Origin of the sequence: Tolypothrix sp. VBCCA 56010, assembly GCF_050875635.1 — a bacterium.
In the GTDB taxonomy this organism is placed as follows: domain Bacteria; phylum Cyanobacteriota; class Cyanobacteriia; order Cyanobacteriales; family Nostocaceae; genus Hassallia.
In genome coordinates, this window is sequence record NZ_JBPAOH010000075.1 from 17,472 (window position 1) to 36,180 (window position 18,709).

The 18,709-nt window shown below is 41.4% G+C and carries 14 protein-coding genes; 8 read left to right on the forward strand and 6 right to left on the reverse strand.

Translation table 11 applies throughout. The annotated features are described in order from the left end of the window. Positions 1-154 precede the first annotated feature (154 nt). Positions 155-1,984, reverse strand: a complete 1,830-nt coding sequence (locus AABK37_RS23340) for an iron uptake porin (protein ID WP_432553919.1) — start codon at positions 1,982-1,984, stop codon at positions 155-157. A 185-nt stretch (positions 1,985-2,169) separates the two neighbouring features. On the opposite strand from AABK37_RS23340, the gene AABK37_RS23345 reads away from it, so the two are divergent. Next, positions 2,170-4,551 carry a hypothetical protein gene (locus AABK37_RS23345; RefSeq protein ID WP_432553920.1) on the forward strand — a complete coding sequence of 794 codons (2,382 nt, stop codon included), beginning with the start codon at positions 2,170-2,172 and terminating at the stop codon, positions 4,549-4,551. A gap of 147 nt (positions 4,552-4,698) precedes the next feature. Here AABK37_RS23345 and AABK37_RS23350 read toward each other — a convergent pair whose 3' ends face one another. Continuing rightward, on the reverse strand, positions 4,699-4,890 hold the full coding sequence (locus tag AABK37_RS23350) for a hypothetical protein (protein WP_432553921.1): 192 nt from the start codon (positions 4,888-4,890) through the stop codon (positions 4,699-4,701). 325 nt (positions 4,891-5,215) lie between these two features. Here AABK37_RS23350 and thrC point away from each other — a divergent pair, with 325 nt between their 5' ends. Next, positions 5,216-6,307, forward strand: coding sequence for a threonine synthase (gene thrC / locus AABK37_RS23355; RefSeq protein WP_432553922.1), 1,092 nt, complete (start codon positions 5,216-5,218; stop codon positions 6,305-6,307). A gap of 4 nt (positions 6,308-6,311) precedes the next feature. Further along, positions 6,312-6,560: a hypothetical protein gene (locus AABK37_RS23360; RefSeq protein WP_432553923.1), complete on the forward strand. Its 249-nt coding sequence runs from the start codon at positions 6,312-6,314 to the stop codon at positions 6,558-6,560. On the opposite strand, the gene AABK37_RS23365 is transcribed toward AABK37_RS23360, so the two are convergent. Beyond that, positions 6,495-6,962 (reverse strand): hypothetical protein, encoded by a 468-nt coding sequence (locus AABK37_RS23365; RefSeq protein WP_432553924.1) that lies wholly within the window; start codon positions 6,960-6,962, stop codon positions 6,495-6,497. The genes AABK37_RS23360 and AABK37_RS23365 overlap by 66 nt on opposite strands. A gap of 202 nt (positions 6,963-7,164) precedes the next feature. On the opposite strand from AABK37_RS23365, the gene AABK37_RS23370 reads away from it, so the two are divergent. Beyond that, positions 7,165-7,299: a hypothetical protein gene (locus AABK37_RS23370; protein ID WP_432553925.1), complete on the forward strand. Its 135-nt coding sequence runs from the start codon at positions 7,165-7,167 to the stop codon at positions 7,297-7,299. On the opposite strand, the gene AABK37_RS23375 is transcribed toward AABK37_RS23370, so the two are convergent. The 3 genes from AABK37_RS23375 to AABK37_RS23385 all read right to left on the reverse strand — a co-directional run bounded on the left by AABK37_RS23375 (position 7,296) and on the right by AABK37_RS23385 (position 13,472). Then, positions 7,296-11,498 carry a glycoside hydrolase family protein gene (locus AABK37_RS23375; RefSeq protein WP_432553926.1) on the reverse strand — a complete coding sequence of 1,401 codons (4,203 nt, stop codon included), beginning with the start codon at positions 11,496-11,498 and terminating at the stop codon, positions 7,296-7,298. The genes AABK37_RS23370 and AABK37_RS23375 overlap by 4 nt on opposite strands. Before the next feature lie 95 nt (positions 11,499-11,593). Continuing rightward, positions 11,594-12,007, reverse strand: a complete 414-nt coding sequence (locus AABK37_RS23380) for a hypothetical protein (RefSeq protein ID WP_432553927.1) — start codon at positions 12,005-12,007, stop codon at positions 11,594-11,596. Between the two features lie 46 nt (positions 12,008-12,053). Then, a complete protein-coding gene (locus AABK37_RS23385; protein WP_432553928.1) occupies positions 12,054-13,472 on the reverse strand; it encodes a site-2 protease family protein in 1,419 nt (472 codons plus the stop codon). A gap of 603 nt (positions 13,473-14,075) precedes the next feature. Here AABK37_RS23385 and AABK37_RS23390 point away from each other — a divergent pair. The 4 genes from AABK37_RS23390 (at position 14,076) to AABK37_RS23405 (ending at position 16,769) form a co-directional block, all read left to right on the forward strand. Next, on the forward strand, positions 14,076-14,303 hold the full coding sequence (locus AABK37_RS23390) for a hypothetical protein (protein ID WP_432553929.1): 228 nt from the start codon (positions 14,076-14,078) through the stop codon (positions 14,301-14,303). A 28-nt stretch (positions 14,304-14,331) separates the two neighbouring features. Next, on the forward strand, positions 14,332-15,240 hold the full coding sequence (locus AABK37_RS23395; protein ID WP_432553930.1) for a YihY/virulence factor BrkB family protein: 909 nt from the start codon (positions 14,332-14,334) through the stop codon (positions 15,238-15,240). Between the two features lie 69 nt (positions 15,241-15,309). Beyond that, entirely contained in the window at positions 15,310-15,813 is a 504-nt protein-coding gene (locus AABK37_RS23400; RefSeq protein WP_039738298.1) for a DUF4112 domain-containing protein, read from the forward strand. Positions 15,814-15,833: 20 nt separating this feature from the next. Further along, positions 15,834-16,769: an alpha/beta fold hydrolase gene (locus AABK37_RS23405; RefSeq protein ID WP_432553931.1), complete on the forward strand. Its 936-nt coding sequence runs from the start codon at positions 15,834-15,836 to the stop codon at positions 16,767-16,769. Positions 16,770-18,709: the final 1,940 nt, after the last annotated feature.

The window sequence follows — 18,709 nt, forward strand, 5'->3', positions numbered from 1 at the left end:
ATTTTTAGATAGTCAGGTATTAATTCGCAGACTTCATAAAATATATAATAATTTATATAAACTATTTATAAAGTGTAGGGTTAGAAATAAATTGCTGTTTATAAATTTTTAGTAGGTGTTTAAACGTCTCTTTTAAGCACTGAAGTGCTTACTACTAAAATGTGAAGCTACTACGCAAAATACCGATGGTAATTGGGTCGCTATCTGGTGTATGACCAGGTTCTAGGATATGAATTATCCCTGGTGTGATGGTGATGTTATCTGTTAGCTGGAAGCGATAAAAAGCTTCGATTTGAGTGGTGGTTCCTGGTTGTCCTCCTCTGCGTCCTAAACCTGTATTGATAAAGTCTGGGATATTGTTTCCTACAGGTAAGTCGCTATTAGTTATTTTTGGAGGTTGTCCGATATAAATTCCGCCTAAATTACCTTTTCTAAATAAATCAGGGAAATTTAGATAAACCATGTAATTTGTGGTTTCCACATTGCCCGATCGCCCAGGAATATAAGAATTAGTATAACCGCCCCAAGCACCTAAAGTAAGACGGGAAGAAATTTGCCAATTGACAGTAGCACCAACAGCGTTTGTTTGTAATGGTTCTGATTTACCTGTGCTATTAACCGCAGTTAAACACTCATCCCCAACGAAAGTCAGCAAACAACCATTTGAAGAATAATTATTAACGTAATATAAACTGACATCAAAAGCATCAGTTGGTGTGACTAACAATTGCACACCTGTCGTTGTGTTTCCATCAAATAAACCGTTGCGTTTACCGGGATTTTGCGGATTATAACTAGAATACAATGCTTGCAAACTAGCGCGTTTGGCAAATTGCCAATCAACAGCTATACCAGCTTGACCGAAACCCATATTTAAAATCGGGTTGCGTTGAGCAAAATAAGATAGCGGTCCTGTGGCAGCGTTTTCTACTCGGTTTGGACCTCTAAATGCAGTGGTCATATTTACATATGCTGTTCCTATCATCACTGCAAAGTTGTCAGTAATTAAATGATGATAATGGAGGTCAGTTAATATTAAGCTGTTATTTGTAGGATATTCGTAACCAAGTATAACGTCGTTGCTAAATCTGGGTGCGCTGGAACCGTCAGCCGCTAAAATACCTGTTACCAAGTAACTGCGCGGGTCGAATTGAGTAGTTAAATATAACTGTGATAACGAGATAACATTAATGTTTGTACCCGCATCTTCTGTGTCTTTTTTGCCATCTCTGGGAGCAACATCAGCACGATTGCGGCTTCTTCCTTGAATACCAACTATCGTGATACCGCTGAGTTTTGTTGTTGGAGAAAATTGGTTGGTTTCTATTTGAGTTGCGCGGGCTTCTAAATTATCAACTCGATTGCGTAAGGTTGCTAATTCCGGGGCAAATTGTGACTGTAATTTTTGCAAAGTTGCTAAATCTTCGCGGCTGACTAAATCACTGGTGGCGGTAGCAATTAATTCATTGACTTTATCTAAACAAGCATTCAAACCGGCAGCAAATTCATACCGAGTTAAAGCGCGATCGCCTCGATAAGTTGCGTCTGGATACCCTGCTATGCAACCATAGCGTTCAACTAAAGACTGTAACGCTTGAAATGCCCAATCTGTAGGTTGTACGTCTTTAAGTTGGGAAACCGATGTAACTTGCCCCATCGGATCGTCGTTTTCAGGAGAGGGGGAGAGGGGGAGAGGGGGAGATGGGGAGATGGGGAGAGGGGGGGATGGGGAGAGGGGGAGATGGGGAGAAACGAAAGAATCTTCCTTGTCTCCCTTGTCTCCCTTGTCTCCCTTGTCTCCAAGGAGTCTCCTTGTCCCCTTGTCCCCTTGTCCCCCTGCAAAGTGCAAAGTGCCCCCTGCCCCCTCTCCCCCTCTCCTATCCACTTGAGACATCGCTTTTTGTGTAAATCCGTGAATTCCCGCAAGTAATAACAATGCGAAAATGAAGGCTTTACTTTGATTGCGAAGCAGTTTATCTTTCAACTTTTTACACTCTACACACACACACTCAAGGGGTGAGTGTATTCAAAATTTTCTGGTTTTGACATGAGGAAATTTACTGAACTTCTAGAAAATCAGACTAATAAATTTCTGGGCAAATTCAAATAAAGACGAGTATAAAAGGAAAAATACTTGGCAGAAATACCGATTGCATTTACTGAACGAACATGGCAAACCGCACGCAAAAGCTGACACCAAAACCTTTTAAACCTAATACGCAAGGTGCAGATGCGATGAAACGCGCTGTCAAAAAAACGCCGAAAAAGCCGGTTAAGTCTGTGCGACGAGAAACGAAACCGCTGGAAACTTCTGTGAAAATGGAAAGTTGGCTATCGTCAATGTTAGCTGTGGGGATTTTGTCGGGTAGTGCTGCTTTAATTGCGCTTTTTGTTTGGATTAGCCTTATTTTCATACTCAATCCCGAAAAATTAAGCTGGCTGAATAATGTTTTACCAGAATGGGCAAAAATCTCTAGCCAACAAGAACACCCGCAAACTCTTTCACAAATTAAACTAAATCTGAAAAACAAAGGACAAATAGCCGGGGAAATTTTACCTTTGGATGGTGATGTAGAAAACTCTTTTTTATTGCCAGTTTACAAGCAACGGGCAAATTGTCAGTCAGATTGTAAATACGTTGTTGAACTTAGAGTCTATCAACTTTCGCAAGATACTGAGACACAATCTTCGACAGAAAAATACTATCATTTAGCAACTCAATTGCCTATAACTGGACCTGAAGAATATTTTGTAATTGCCCCTTTAGTTGATGCAACATCGGAAAATCAAGGTTCTAGTATTTCTTTACCTTTAAGTGAAGTGAAACGCTTTGAAGGCAATACATCATCAGGGGTTTGGTTTTATTGCAAAGGACAGCGTATGGAAGGAACGAATGCGATCGCTTACGGTCACATTCTGCATTACAATCCCGAACGCAGCAACTTACAACTGATGTTGTCTTGGACAAGTCCTAACGGACAATTACCCAAATGGCAGCAGGTTACTAATAATGGTACAAAAGAGTTAATTGTCGATCAAACAGTCGGTTTAGAACCGCAATTACGAGTTTACCAAGTTCAACCCGTAAACTCTTTTCTCGACCCAATTCAATTAGAAGAAATTTCTCTCAAACCTCCGGAACTCAAAGATTCAGCTTATCAGGATGCTGTGTCAATTGCCCGCAGCGGTCTTTGGACACCAGCTTTTGAATGGTTGCAATTTATTAAGAAACAACAAAAAGAAAAAATGCCGGCAGCAGCGCAAGCGCAAATTGATTTGATTCGCTTGCATTCTCAACTTACCAAAATTCAAGCTGATAAAAGTTGGGCTTCTCCCAGTCAACAAGTGTTAGCAGATTTGATTGATGGTCGCTGGGAAAAAGCTTTACAAGTGTTTGAGGCATCGCCAGAAAATGCCCAAGAAATTGCTACTTTATTGAAAGCTGATGAAGGACGGTTGTGGAATCGCACTTCATCAGCTTTGCAAGTTAATCCTAATAGACCAGAGGTGCAAGCTTGGGCAGCTTTGATTTTAGCAGCTGGGCAAGGGCAAAGTCGGGCGAATTCCTGGTTGGAAGAAGCCAAAATCACACCAGATAATTTGACGCACATTCAAAGTTTGTTGAGACAACTTAATGGTGAGGTGACACCGATTTCTTCTACTCACCCCAGCCGAATTATTGGTTCGGTACAGCCAATTTCTTCTATTAACTCTGCGGAGTGGCTGCAACTGTCAAAAACAGATTTGAAAGCTGTAAATAACCAATGGTATCAAGTGGAGGTGAGTGCATTTAATGACGGTAAACGCTGGCTAAATTCGCCTTTTGGAACTTTGAATTTACCGAAAACTTCCCCAGAGAAGTTTATTTGGTCAACTTTGGGGATAAATTCCGATGCGGAAATTCAGATAGTTGTCTGGCTAGCAAACGGAGAACAGCAAACAACTACCGCTACTATCAAAGGAGTGCAACTGCGAGATGGGGTTTTGCGGCTGTTGGCTGCTGGACAAATAATTCCCCAAAGCAGCAATGCTGTGCAACCGCATTCTTTAGCTTTGACAAACGCAGCTTTGGAATGGGTACAACCATCCCCGATAACTGTTGAACAATTGGAACAACAAGATCCACAACGAGTAAAGACAATATTACCAACTATTTGGCGATCGCTTCAACAATCAGGTAATCTGCCAACTGGTACTATTCCTAACTTGCAGCAAATGCGACAAAAGTTAGGCTATTGGCCCATTCAAGAAATTGATTTAACAGGTAATAATAAACCCGAAACTGTACTGACTATTTCGGCAGACGCAATAGCAGCTTTGAATCAGTCAGCACCTAAAATTAAGGAACAAGACAAAAATTTATCTCGTCCGCGTACTCTCATCTTGTCAGATGATGGTAAACTAATTTATACTGACTTCAGTAAAAACTCTCAACATTTTTTGACAGCAATCGCCAAAATTTCAGACGGTGCATCTTTAGCTTTACTGGTTGAAAATGGCGATCGCTATAGCCTCAAGCGCTGGTCAGAAAATCATCAGCGCTTTGAATAGTAGCCCCCTTGCTGTCCATTCCGGCTATAAAAATGCTGGCAATGTGTCAAGTTGAAAAAATTTCAGCTTGTCAAATTATTTTGGCTTATTCCTTTGATAAGGTCAGTTTATTTATTGACATATCAGTTTTAGCCAAAATCGAGGTAATTATTCCTCTAATTGAGTGGCTGCAATCCGTTGCTGCTTCAAGCTTTGCAGTTGCTGCAACAAAGAATCTACCTCTGCTTGCAAATGCATAAATTTGGCTTGTTGATCGTCTTGATAAAAAGCCTTGGTTAATCTGGTTGCCCAGGCGCTTTGGGACATGCGATCGTCAACATTGGATGAACAAGTTGTCATAGTTAAACGAGATCCTAAACTCAACTCACACATTCAGAGATATTATAATAAGTCAATTTTAAGCTTTGTTAAATCATTATAAACTTTCAATCACTTAAGCTAATGAATCAAAGCCTTTGTTATAAGAGACTACGAACAAACGCGCTTTGTTCCAGAAAAAAATATACCTTCCCCAAGATATTTGACAAAACGTGTCTAAATCTTTCCAGCAATATCAGTTAAACGATAAACTGGCATCTGTTGCACGCATCTGTTGAACTACGTTCTGTGATGCTCAGGGGCTTTCAATCTCCCGTCCTTCTCTTGTAAAAAACTTTTAAATCCTGTGACTTTGAGCCTGTCTGCTGCTAAATCTCATCGCCAACCCTGGCTAGGACTGATAGAAGAATACCGCGAATACTTGCCTGTCAGCGAAAAAACTCCGGTTGTCACCCTCCAAGAGGGTAACACTCCGCTGATACCAGTTCCCGCGCTGGCAGAACGCATTGGTAGACAAGTACGTGTCTTTGTCAAATACGATGGTCTTAATCCTACTGGTAGCTTTAAAGACCGAGGAATGACAATGGCAATTTCCAAGGCTAAGGAAGCTGGGGCAAAAGCGGTAATTTGTGCTAGCACGGGCAACACCTCAGCAGCAGCGGCAGCTTATGCTAGGCGTGGGGGAATGAGTGCTTTTGTTTTAATTCCCGATGGCTATGTAGCATTGGGCAAGTTAGCACAAGCGTTGCTTTATGGGGCAGAAGTACTGGCAATTAAAGGTAATTTTGACCAAGCGCTGGAAATTGTCCGGGAAATGGCTATCAGCTATCCGGTAACTTTGGTAAATTCAGTCAATCCCTACCGTTTGGAAGGACAGAAAACAGCGGCGTTTGAAATTGTCGATGTCCTGGGTAATGCTCCCGACTGGCTGTGTATCCCGGTGGGCAATGCGGGAAATATCACAGCATATTGGATGGGCTTTTGTCAATATCATCAAGCGGGAAAATGCGATCGCTTACCTCGAATGATGGGATTTCAAGCCGCAGGTGCAGCACCTTTAATCAGCGGTCAGCCGATAGCGCATCCGGAAACTCTAGCCACGGCAATTAGAATTGGCAATCCCGCAAGTTGGGAAAAAGCGATCGCTGTCAAATCAGCAAGTATGGGCAACTTCCACGCCGTCACCGACGAGGAAATCCTTGACGCTTATCGACTTTTAGCGTCATCAGAAGGCATTTTCTGCGAACCAGCCAGCGCAGCTTCCGTCGCCGGCATGTTGCAAGTAAAAGACCAAATACCCACAGGCGCAACCGTCGTTTGCGTCCTCACCGGCAATGGTTTAAAAGACCCAGATACAGCCATTAAACACAACGAGAGCAAATTTCAAGTCGGCATCGCACCGGAACTCAAAGCAGTAGCTGAGGCGATGGGGTTTTAGAAGAGTGGGGGAGTGGGGGAGGGGGGGAGTGGGGGAGTGGGAGACAAGGGGACTGGGGGACAAGGGGACAAGGAGGAATTTCTTCGTTATCTTCCCCCACTCCCCTCATCTCCCCCCCCTCTCCCTCATCTCCCCCCCTCTCCCTCATCTCCCCCTATCCCCCCATCCCCCCCTCCCCCCCTCTCCCTCATCTCCCACTCTCCCCCTCTCCTCCTGCTCGCTCTCGTGTCAAGCTATCAATCGCATCACCTAAGGCGGTGGTGAGGTTGTTGCGGGTTTGGGCGTGGTTGTCTTGCTCGGTTTTTAAGGCTTGCAGCAGGCGATCGCGTTCTTTCATGACTGCAATTAATTTGGGTTTCAATTCCTCTGGAGATTGTAGTTGTGCTATTTCTTGTTGAATAGCTGTCGCTGTTGTCGAGTCGGGTAATGTGGCATCTTCAATACCCTTGAGTTTTTGAATTTCTGCTTTCAATTCGGCGATCGCCACCTGCGACATCTGAGTATCTGTGCGGCGTTGTTCGGCTTCGGTGTTATAAAGTTGACGCCATTTCTCAGCACTTTCCCAACCAGCGTTGCTTCGCTGTTCAAGTTCCGCCAGTTGCTGTTTCAGCGTTTGAATTTCCGCCAACCATTGTTGTGTTAATTCTTGACTCATAAAGATTTTTCATTAGTCATTAGTCAATGGTCATTAGTCAAGAGTCATTAGTCAAGAGTCAAAAATTCTTCTTTCTCATCTCCACCAGGGCTGTTTCATTCCACAACAAGGAGGAGTTTGTCAATATCATTTGCGATCAATCGTTGCCGGCAGAAGTGATGGAAAAATAACCATTGCGATGTCACACATTTAAGGCGATCGCGTGAAAATTGTTATCTCAGGTAAGTTTCTCCTTACAATAAATGGTAATTATCACTACGTTACAAAACTTTACAGCGTGTCGCTTTTAGGGGATGTCTGCCGAGATATCCCTATAGGCGATCGCACTCCTCCCTAAAGTGTGCTGAACAAAATGCCTTCTTCTTTACGTCGTCTGACCAATCCTGGCAAGACTACTTTGTCACCATAAACCCATCGGTTTAACTCTGTCGGTACTGCGTCATACTGACCTGCGTTTAATTTAGCCAGTAAGTCTGACCTTTGAAGATTTCCAGAACCAAGATTAAATGTAAAGCTCACAAGTGCATCAAACTGATTTTGGTTCAGTGGTACTTTAACAAGTCTGTTTACAGCGTTGACAGCATTACTTACATCTGCCCTCAGTATTTCAAATGCACGCTCTTTTGTAATACCCGCTTGAAATTCTGCTGACTCACTTCCATTACACGCACCATTATGTACTAAGTGACCAACTCCAATAGTGCAGTGACCAGCAGGATCATTGTATAAATTAAGCTTCGTTCCTTCATGGTCAGCAATGAATTGAAGACCATTGTCACTTATAGAAGTTGCCCTACCGCCACCTCCATAACTACTAGTACTACCGCTTGTATTTGTATTACCGCCACTTCCACCAGGCAAAACAGGCGGATTCCCAGGCGGATTGCCGTTGATATAAGCACTAGGAACCCACAAGTTTGTCCCCTTGACCTTGAACCACCGCGTATCTGGTTGTCCCGTCCACATATCAGTGCCAGTTTCACCATAAGTCCAAGCATCAAACTCTAGCCGTTTGCCGTTCGGCTCATTGCGAGAACTGCGGTCTGCAAAGCTAGTGCTGTTACGCAGATTGACCCCGATGCTAGGTCCAACCGTGCCACTGAAATTCACCCAGGTAATATTGCTATTACCGGGGGTTGGCTGCGGTTGTGGTTGCGGATTACTAGAATAACTACCTAAAGCACTCAAAGGGTCTACCTTAGTTTTCCCATCAGGTAAAGTCACATGAACATGAGTATGCCGATCTGTAGAATTACCAGTACTGCCTTCATTACCAAGATAATCTCCAGCTTTAATTTGTTGTCCAACCCTTAAAGCGGGATTGAAACTAGCAAAATGGACATAGTAAAAATATCTCTGTAATTCTGGATTCCAGATTTGGACATAGTTTCCACCATTTTTATCCTTGCCAACATATTTAACTACACCACCTGTCAAAGTGTAAACTTTGTAAGGAGATGGACCCTGATTAACAGAATCAATTGCATTATGATCTGGTTTAGGATATTGACTAATTACACCGCGACTACCACCATACAAACGTTTTAAGTAATCAGCATAACTAGTAATAGGCTGATTATTATTAATTGGCTGGTTATTATTACCACCTGAACTACCACTACCAGGAGTTTCAATTCCAGGTAATCCCTCTGGATTTCCATAAATATAAGCACTGGGAACCCAGTAGTTTGTTCCTTTAACCCTAAACCAACGATTATCAGGAGTTCCTACCTTATAGTCATTAACTGTATCCCCATACGTCCAAGCATCGAATTCAAGCCATTTACCATAAGGTTCAGCCTTACCACTCTTATCATTGAGGTGAGGACTGTTACGCAGAGCTACACCAATCCCTGGCATTACCCAACCCTTAAAATTCTTTAGCTTGATATTGTTATCTGGTTTGGGAGTAGGGACCCCTTGAGATGGTGTACCACTGCCATTACGGTAGGCTGTAGCTTTACTACCATTCCAAATGATGTGACCGTTAGCGAAATACTGAATGATAACCCCGTTACCTTGCCCAATTTCTGCACTCTTCGGCGCACCTAGCCAACCATTCAAACCACCTGTATTTAAGTAAGTCTGACGAATACCCCCGAAAATGGGGAATGTTCCATACTGACTACTAACAATCGAGCCACGTTTAAATAACTGATAGGTTACACCATTGCCATAGTTAATCACTCCTGAAATGGGGTTGCCCAATGTTCCTCGATAATTCTGGAAAACTGGGTAAAAGTTACCACTGACGGTGTAACCGTTGATGATTGTTGAGGTGGGTGCTGGCTGATTATTCATCTGTGTACGAGTCGGACCATCACCGTAAACTATCCGACCATTTTCAAAGTTTTGAACAATTACCCCATTACCAACACCAATTTCCCCGCTGGTTGGGAAGCCTAACCGCCCATTCTGCCCACCTTCATTATTGAGATAGTGACCACCAATACCACCAAAAACAGGGAAAATTCCTCGTCCTGACTTGAGAATTGCACCACCTTGGAAGTCTTGCCGTAGACCCCCATTCGTCCCGTAGCGGTCAGATGTGGGATATTTCAAGATATTACCAGCACCACCTGTATCTAGAAATTTGTTCCAGAAGTCACCGCCAACCCAGTAAGAGTTATCATTGGCGTTAGACTTCATAATCCCACCTTTATAGTCAGACCCACCCGAAAAGTCTTGGATATAACCACCTTCCCAAGGATGCACATTATTAATGGGTGAGCCTAGTACCGAGGAGCCACCATTGCGGTTAAAGGTATTGATGTAAGTTTGATGTGCTGAAGCGCCATCATAACCAACCGTATTGTTGAGATTGACAGTAGGAGGCGAAACCTGTTTAGGAACAGAGATTGTTTGCCCCGTATAAATAAAATTGGGATTGGCAATGCCATTTTTCTGGGCTATGAAATTGTAATACGGCGCACTGCCATTACCCATTGTTCTGAGTGCAATTCCACTCAGCGTATCGCCCCATCGAATTGTGTAAGACTCCCAATCGTAATATTTACCGTTAAACTCAACAGAAACCGCCCGTTCGCTAGGTGTAACTTGACCTTCACCACCCCAAGTAGTAGGGGTGAGGAAAGCTTCAGGATTATAAACTTCTGGTGTTGTATTCTTCGCTTGCTCAACTGCTGCTTCAATATCTAACAACCCAGCACCCGTCTGTGCATCCCATCCGGGTGTATTTACATCTGTTGCCGTGGACTTCAAAATGTCAATTACTTGCCGATAATTTAACTTGGGATTCGCTGCCCACACCACAGACGCTGCACCAGTCACCTGGGCAGTTGCCACGGACGTTCCCGCCATTGTGCCAACACCATCCCCCACTGTAGACAAAATCGGATCGTCTATCGTGCCACCGTTAGCGAGAATATCTAAACCATCGCCATAGCTAGAATATGCAGCCCAATTTTCTCCATCAGCCGCACCCACAGTAATAATATTGTCAAACTCTTGGGAAGCTTGACCCAAAACTGACATTACACCACCATCATTCCCCGCTGCTGCCACAATCAGGACATGATTTTGCCGCGCATATTCTAATGCTTCCCGTTCCTGGGGTGTGAACTCATAGCGGGTGGTAATAGTACCGTCAGGGTTCTGCTGAGTTAAGTCAAGACTGAGGTTAACTAACCCATTCGGTTGTCCAGATGTCTTAAATTCATCTACAAATTCTCGTAATGATTCTGCCCACTTACCCGAACCAATAGCACGTCCTACCCAAACTGGTGCTTGGTCGTTAATCCCATCAATACCAATGTCATTATTGTTAGTTGCAGCAATGATGCCTAAGTCAAAAGTGCCGTGTTCGTTACCTTCACCATCTGCCAATAAAGGGTTATTGTCATTATCAACGCGATCGCGCCCTAATTTCACCCGACTGTAATCAATATCTGGATTCTTGGCATTAAATCCTGTATCAATTACCCCAATTAAAGGCTGATCTGACTTTTGAAAATTAAATTTAGGAGGTTTATCTGTAGCTGGTGGGTCAAAAGGTAATACATAACCGGGAGATTCTACATCTGGAGGGGTGAAAGTAGGTAAATCAAACGTACCATCAGAAACACCAAAATTAGGATCAACTATGTTAGTTGGTACATCTGCTGAACAAGCATCTGAAGCATCAAAAGTTTGTATATGTTCAGTGAATGAATTTGTAGATACTGGCAGATTATCAAAGAATGGCAAAGGCTGAGAACTAGGAACAACAAGCAAATCACTCGTTATTTGATAATCTAATAAAGAAGTGTTTGGGTTCAGCAACTCTAAGGCATTTGTATCTAGCTCCTGAAATAAGTTAGTTTGACTAGGAGCAATTTCTAACCCGGAAATATTATGTAAATCAATTAAAAATGGGTCAGGTGAATTTTCACCACCACCGACCAAAGTACTAGGGGTAATAATATTATCTAGAGCAAAGCTTTTACCTTGCCATACTTCTCTCGGTTTTAAATTATTTGATTTTTTAGCTTTTTTAGGTTTCTGACCCTTCTGACCACCAAATCCAAATAGACTCATAAATGCATCCTTTACCTTTATTTTTTTATTAGTCCACTGAGGTGCAATTTTAAATATACCCGCGATTTATATCGCCAGGTATATTTAAAATTGTATTAAATGATTTCCGTAGGGCCAATTAACTGCAATTCAAAATCCGGTGAAAGATGATAATAATTTTCTTCACTTTTCTCAACTGAGTCGATAAATGATATTTGTCGAGATTGTTGATTATTTGATAGAGAAAAATCATCAATTGGTAGCAAACCATTATTATTCAAGCAATCACCTTTTTTCCTCAGTCGCTGCTTGAGTAAATACCCTCCACCTAAAATCCCAAAAGCTAATATACCCACAAAAGGATAAGGCTCAGGAACAGATACAGGTTTATTACAGCGAGTATAAGATTGATTAAAATAACTACCTGCTAACGAAGACTTTGCATCTATCAATATAAAAGTCAGAGATATTACTCCCAATGCACTTGCAAATAAAACAGTTCTAGCAATTTTCAGGTTAGGAACTTTCATGATTTTTCCTTGACTCGATAGGGATGGTATTCAGAATGTAATTCAACTAATTTGCCTGAAAATATGGTGTATATAAATGCCAAATCCAGAAAAAGAAGTTAACCAAAAGCCAGGTCATATAAAGTAAACAAGCAGGAGCATAAACCGCTAGAATTCCTATATCCTCAGTGCGTTCTAGACTAGGTTCTCTTCGCCATAGTTGAGCATAATATGCAAATGACCTTTTACGTAAATGGTTAATTCCCGTCATTGCTTCCACCAAATAATAGCCATCAAATTTATTCAGGGGGTTAAGATTAAGCGCTAAAGTAAATTGTGCCGCTACCATTAATAAATAGGTAGCTGTATAAAACCAACTTCCTGGTGTTGATATGCTCCATAAACACAATGCAATTCCCCAAATAACTACTTGACAAATTACTCCTGCTGCCATTACTAAAGTGCGTTGTCTGCGTTTAACTAAGCCATAAGCATCGGTGGTATTAGTGTATGCTCCTGGTAACAGGCAGATAAACATTAGTCCTATGTCTAAAACAACACCTTTGTAATGTTTCAATGTGAAAGCATGACCTAGTTCATGGATAGATACAACGAACATCATCAGCAGTACAAAAGGAAGTATTAAACTAGAACCTTGACTACTCCATAACTCCTGCCCAAAGTTATAAATTCTTTCTTGTTTATAAAAAGCAATTACAGTAGTAAAGCCTATAAACATGCAGACTAAAAAACAAAACTCTGTTGTAAACACAAACCGAAGTTTATTAATATTGCGGTTTAGCCAATTGTCGGGATTAAATAGACGAAACTTAAAAAAGAGTAGCTGTAGTATGCTGAATCTTTTCTTGGGTTTTTGTGGTTCAATTCCCGACAACATTCCCTTAACTGCTAAGTTTTGCAACAGTTCTTGCAGATATTGAGGGTTAAGTTTATATTTAGTTACAATAGTTTCTACTGGCAGTTTACTTAACTGTAAAATCAGGTTTTTATCGTAATTACTGACTTGCATATAAGCGATGCTATCTGTATTTTGCAGCCGTAATAACCAATATCCATCTGTGTGCCATATCCACTGCACAGCAGACTTGAGTCGATATACTTTTATAGTTTTAGTGGGTTGTGAATCGGCACTTAAATTTTGTATTTCATGACGATTAGGGTTTGCCAATACTTTCAAATCCACCAATTTTTTCAATAGCTGCACGATGAAAGTAGAGTCAATTTCCTGACCAAACTCCTGTTGACACTTTTCCTGAACCTGCTTGACTGTCAATGTTCCATCAAAATGCTTTAGGGCGTAGCCTTCAGTTGCTGAAAATAGAAGTTTATGCTCTGTTTTAATTGCTTGTAAAAACACTTGATTGGAGTCAAATAGAGGGAGTATTTGCCAATGAATCTTAAGATTTGGGCAAAGCCAAGCTTGATAGTCGGTTATATTGAAATTCGAGCTTTCTGGTAGATGCATATTCTAGCTACGGTAGATTGTGAAAGTTTTTCTGTCTCGTGGACAATAGATAAAAAAACGTAGGCAGAATAAGATTTTGGATATCAACAGCAGTAGATAAGCGATGAAAATAATGCGATCGCTACTGCAATTACTAGCCGCATTCCAATACTTTCCTTTTCCCTAACAAGACAATTCTTAGAAATTTAAGAAGGATCTGTTTGGAAAATCTATGTTAAAAAGCTTACCTGATACATCAAAATGCTGTATCTTTTAGTGATAACTCCCTTACCTTGCTAAATGCATGTTGCTGATGTGAAGCTTGGGCGAAAGTAAGTAAAATTTCACTAAAAATAATATGGGTAGTAATGGGCAACTATGCCAAAAAAGGTTTTTTGTACGCTAAGTAATTTCTTGGAACCCCGACCTCGTAAGAACAGTGTGCAGTCGAACCCACCTGAAACCTTGGTAAATAGCGGTATCAATTTCAAGCAAGTCTTTAATGATTTGACAGGCATTAGCCAAGAATGGGTCGGGCTAAAAAGACTAATTAAAGTTGAAAGAACTGGAAAGGAGTGCAGGCAAACCCTATCATCAAGTTGCGTACTACATTAGTAGCCTCATATGCTCTCATCTCCACGGCAGTTGTTCCACGCAGGTTTGACACCATCGCTTTTAGCGTCGAGAAGACCCTTACGGGTTCGGCAGTTACTCTACTTGGGGAGCCACCCCCGTGGGCGGGTTTCCCGACTTGAGGGGAGTGGCGTGAGACCCCAAGACCGTACTGCCTCACCGCACTGCCTCCTCATCTCCCTCATCTCCCCCATCCCCCCATCAGATTTGGCAGACTAGTTGAGAAACCCAACCAGCCACTAAAATCATGGCAAAACCTCGTTTTGTCCGCTTTTTTCGCCACCTCAATGCTGGCACCTTTAAGAAAACCTTTGCGATTACCATCAAACGGCGACTTTTGGGACTAGCTTCGGAAATTGCCTTCAATGCAATGTTATCGTTGTTTCCGGCAATTCTTGCCGCCCTGACAGCCATTGGTTTATTTGAAGAATCTTTGCAAGAGACTTTTAAACAGATGGCGGTGCAACTGAGTCAAATTGCACCAGAAGAAGCACTAACTTTGATTCGTGATTTTGCTACGAAAGAAATTACCAACTCAAAAAATAGCGGTTTGTTTTCTCTGAGTTTTGCGATCGCCATTTGGACTGCTTCTGGTGCGGTAAGTACGGCGATGACAGCCCTCGATCAAATCCATCAAATTCCCGCAGATAAGATACGCCCTTTTTGGAAAGCTAAACTCATCTCTTTGGGATTAACAATTGGCACGATCATGCTTTTTGTGATGGCTTCTTTTTTGGTCTTTATTAGTGACTTAGTATTGCAACTTGTATGGCGTGAAAATGATTTTTTCGGATTATTATTGTATTTTTGGCAGTTGTTTCGCTGGGCTTTAGCTTTAGGTATTGTTGCTACTGCCTTTGCTTTTATCTATCGCTACGGTCCTTCTTTGTGGAACCCTGGTACGCCGATGATGCCTGGGGCGATTATAGCGGCTATTTCCTGGGCGATCGTCTCGAATCTATTTCGGGTTTATGTGGCGAATTTCGGTAACTATAACATCGCCTATGGTGCAGTGGGAGCGGTGATTGTTTTAATGCTGTGGCTTTGGATGAGTGCTGCGGTTCTTTTAATTGGGGATCAATTAAATGTAGTTGTCGGTGAAGATATGCGATCGCGCCGACGTTCTGACGCTTTAGAGCATAATCGTAACAATTAATCCTGTAAAAAGGCACACATCAGAGTAGAATATTTAGCGGTTAGAACACAGATTATGCGTGAACCGTCCATGTCTAAATCTCCGATAAAGTTCACAATTGAACCCGATGCTAAAGCGCCTACCTTAAAGCGTTTGCGTCAACTTAGCCGTCTGCTGGATAATGCCATAACCATTCCCGGAACGCGGGTTGGTATCGGACTAGATCCACTTATAGGATTTATACCTCTTGGTGGTGATTTTTTGGGAGTCATGCTTTCTGCTTACATTGTCCTAGAAGCGGCGCGATTAGGCGCACCTAAAGCAACTTTGGGCAGAATGGTCTTAAATATTATTATTGATGGCTTGTTGGGCGCTATACCAGTGCTGGGAGACTTTTTTGATTTTGCTTGGACAGCAAACGAGCATAATATTAAGTTATTAGAAGAATACCTAAGATTTCCCGGACAAAGTAAGAGCGCAGATGTATGGTTTGTTTTAGCGCTTTTGTTAGGATTATTGCTTGTTGCCATAGTATTAGTAGCATTCCCTGTGATACTAATTAGACTGCTGTGGCAAGCCTTATTTGGTGTTTAAATTATTTGTTGATAAAAGGAATGAAAAATTGGTGGCAAGCTACTTTTCCTAAAGGGCGACAAAATTTAATCATTACTGATGCTAATGGATATCCTGTACAAATCGCTTATGGCGAAAAAGGCACAGGTAAACCGCTAATTTTCTTACATGGCGTGGGTAGTTGGAGCTATAATTGGCGTCACAGCATCGCACCGTTATCTGAATATTTTCGGGTAATTTGTTTTGACGCTAAAGGTTACGGTTTTTCCGAAAAACCTTCAACTCGTCGAGAAAAAGGCGGTCATCAAATTATTGAGTTAGAGCGAATTATTAGTGCTTTATGTGATGAACCCGCTGTAATTGTCGCAGAATCTTTGGGGGCAGTAATTGCCCTTGCTATTGCTGAAAAAAATCCTCAGTTAATTGCGCGGTTGGTGGTACTAAATGTACCTATTTTTCCGCAACGCCTGCCCCATTGGGGAATGTCGGTGCTTGCACAAACGCCGTTAGAAATATTGCAAACAATTGATAACTTACGTTTAGCATATTTGTTTGCACCTTTAGTAAGAGAAATTATGGCAATAGAAAGGCGTGGCGTGCTATTCGATCCATCAATACTTACCCAAGAAGATGTTTACTGGATAACTTACCCGTTTATTGAGTTTCCGGGTACTTTGGTGAAAGTTGCCGAAGAGTTACAAATAGCAGCGCGAGAAATTGAGCATTTGCAAACTAATAAGCCGAACATGCTTAGTGAAATTCAAAATAATCTCGGTGCTATTCAGTCTCCCACACTAATTTTGTGGGGTGAACAAGATAGTTGGTTTCCTGCTAGCGATGGCGAGAAATTGCGTCAACGTCTGAAGAATGCTAAATTACAAATTCTACCTAATTGTCATCATGATGCTTCTTCTGGTGCTGCACAGGCGGTAAATGCCGCGATTATTCAGTTTATGCGGGATACAAATTTTATTTAAATAATCACCCCTCCTAAAAATAGATATACCAGTTTGTTTAGAAGAGCGTGAAAAGTTAGATTCCCGACTTCTTAAACAAGCCGGGAATCAGTTCCACTGCGAATTTTCATATAGTTTTGCATTGCTAGCCATAAAAAAGAGTGGGAGGAAGCATATCATTCGCTTTCAAACTCCCACTCTTTCATTTGCCGCTGAAGCGTTTAGGAATATTTACGGACGATGCGCTTTATTTGGGGGGCTAATGTGTCGAACAAAAACAACGCCCGTATGCGCTTAATATTCCTTGGTGCAGCAAATGGAAACTTGATTATTGATAATAATTTGTCAGAGACACAATGTGAGTATATCTAAATTAGATATACTTTATTTACCTCGAAAATTAGCTTGGTAGAAGGTGCATAACGAAAATTATTCAATCTTGTAACTCACCCCGATAACCACACCCTTGAAGTTCCTTATGTTTAACAATTTAACTGATTTGGTTGAAGCATGGTTGCCAAAATGGCAACTTTTTAAAATAGTTGAATTCGTATCAAAAGTAGCAAAATGAAATTCCTTTTTGCTCTACATCGACATCCAGCCATTTAACTGTTTGGATAGTTTTGCATTGCTAGCCATAAAAAAAGAGTGGGAGGAAGCATATCATTCGCTTTCAAACTCCCACTCTTTCATTTGCCGCTGAAGCGTTTAGGAATATTTACGGACGATGCGCTTTATTTGGGGGGCTAATGTGTCGAACAAAAACAACGCCCGTATGCGCTTAATATTCCTTGGTGCAGCAAATGGAAACTTGATTATTGATTTTTATTTGCCAGAGATGCAATGTGAGTATATCTTTTTTCGATATACTTTATTGATGTCGAAAATTTGCTTGGTAGAAGATGCATCATTAAAATTATTCAATCTTGTAACTCACCCCGATAACCACACCCTTGAAGTTCCTTATGTTTAACAATTTAACTGATTTGATTGAAGCATGGTTGCCAAAATGGCAACTTTTTAAAATAGTTGAATTCGTATCAAAAGTAGCAAAATGAAATTCATATTTGCTCTATATCGACAAAATTCAGCCATTTAAGTGTTTGGAAAATAGTTTTGCAACCAGGTCTAGGAATTAGGCAAAAAGCCGGCGTAGTCCTGAATTTACGAGTGCGATAATTCATGAATTATCGCTACAGAACATATATTTTGCGCTCATTTGTGATATCCATAAAAAAAGAGTGGGAGGAAGCATATCATTCGCTTTCAAACTCCCACTCTTTCATTTGCCGCTGAAGCGTTTAGGAATATTTGGTAACGTTGTCTGTTCTTTTGGGGGCTAATGGTACGTTAACGACAACGCCTGTAGAGAATTAAACTTCCTAATGCAGCAAATGTCAAACCTTATTATTGATATTTATTTGCTAATCTAAGTAGTTTTTCACTCCTAGATATCCTAAGTTTCTCCCTAAAAAATACTTTTAAAGAAAGTATTTTTTAGGATAAGTTAGTAGCCTGTGCTCCCTGATAACAACACCCTTGAAGTCGTTTATCTCCATACAATTTAGCTAACTAATTTAGAGGTTGGTTGCCAAAATGGCATCTTTGTTTTTATTTGGTAAATGCTCATTTTTAACTTTTTCATATTTATTAATCTGATAGGTGTTTAGTTTTAGCGTTATTTATATTTGATAATTGCTCATTTGTAACTTTTTTATATCTGTTAATCTGCTGTTCTTCTATTGCTGGGGACTGGGTATTAGAAAAGAAGAGATTTTTATTTGTATTGGTGTATGCAGCGTTTTATTAATCCACAGTTTTGAGGGCTGAAGCCCTCACTACGAATCAAGAGAGTATTTTACAGAAAGCCGGCGGGAAAGCCCACTCCACGCGCGGGGTGGGATGAACCGTCGCCCGCCGACTTGGGGCCCTATCGCATTGGGCATTGGCATTCTTTCCCA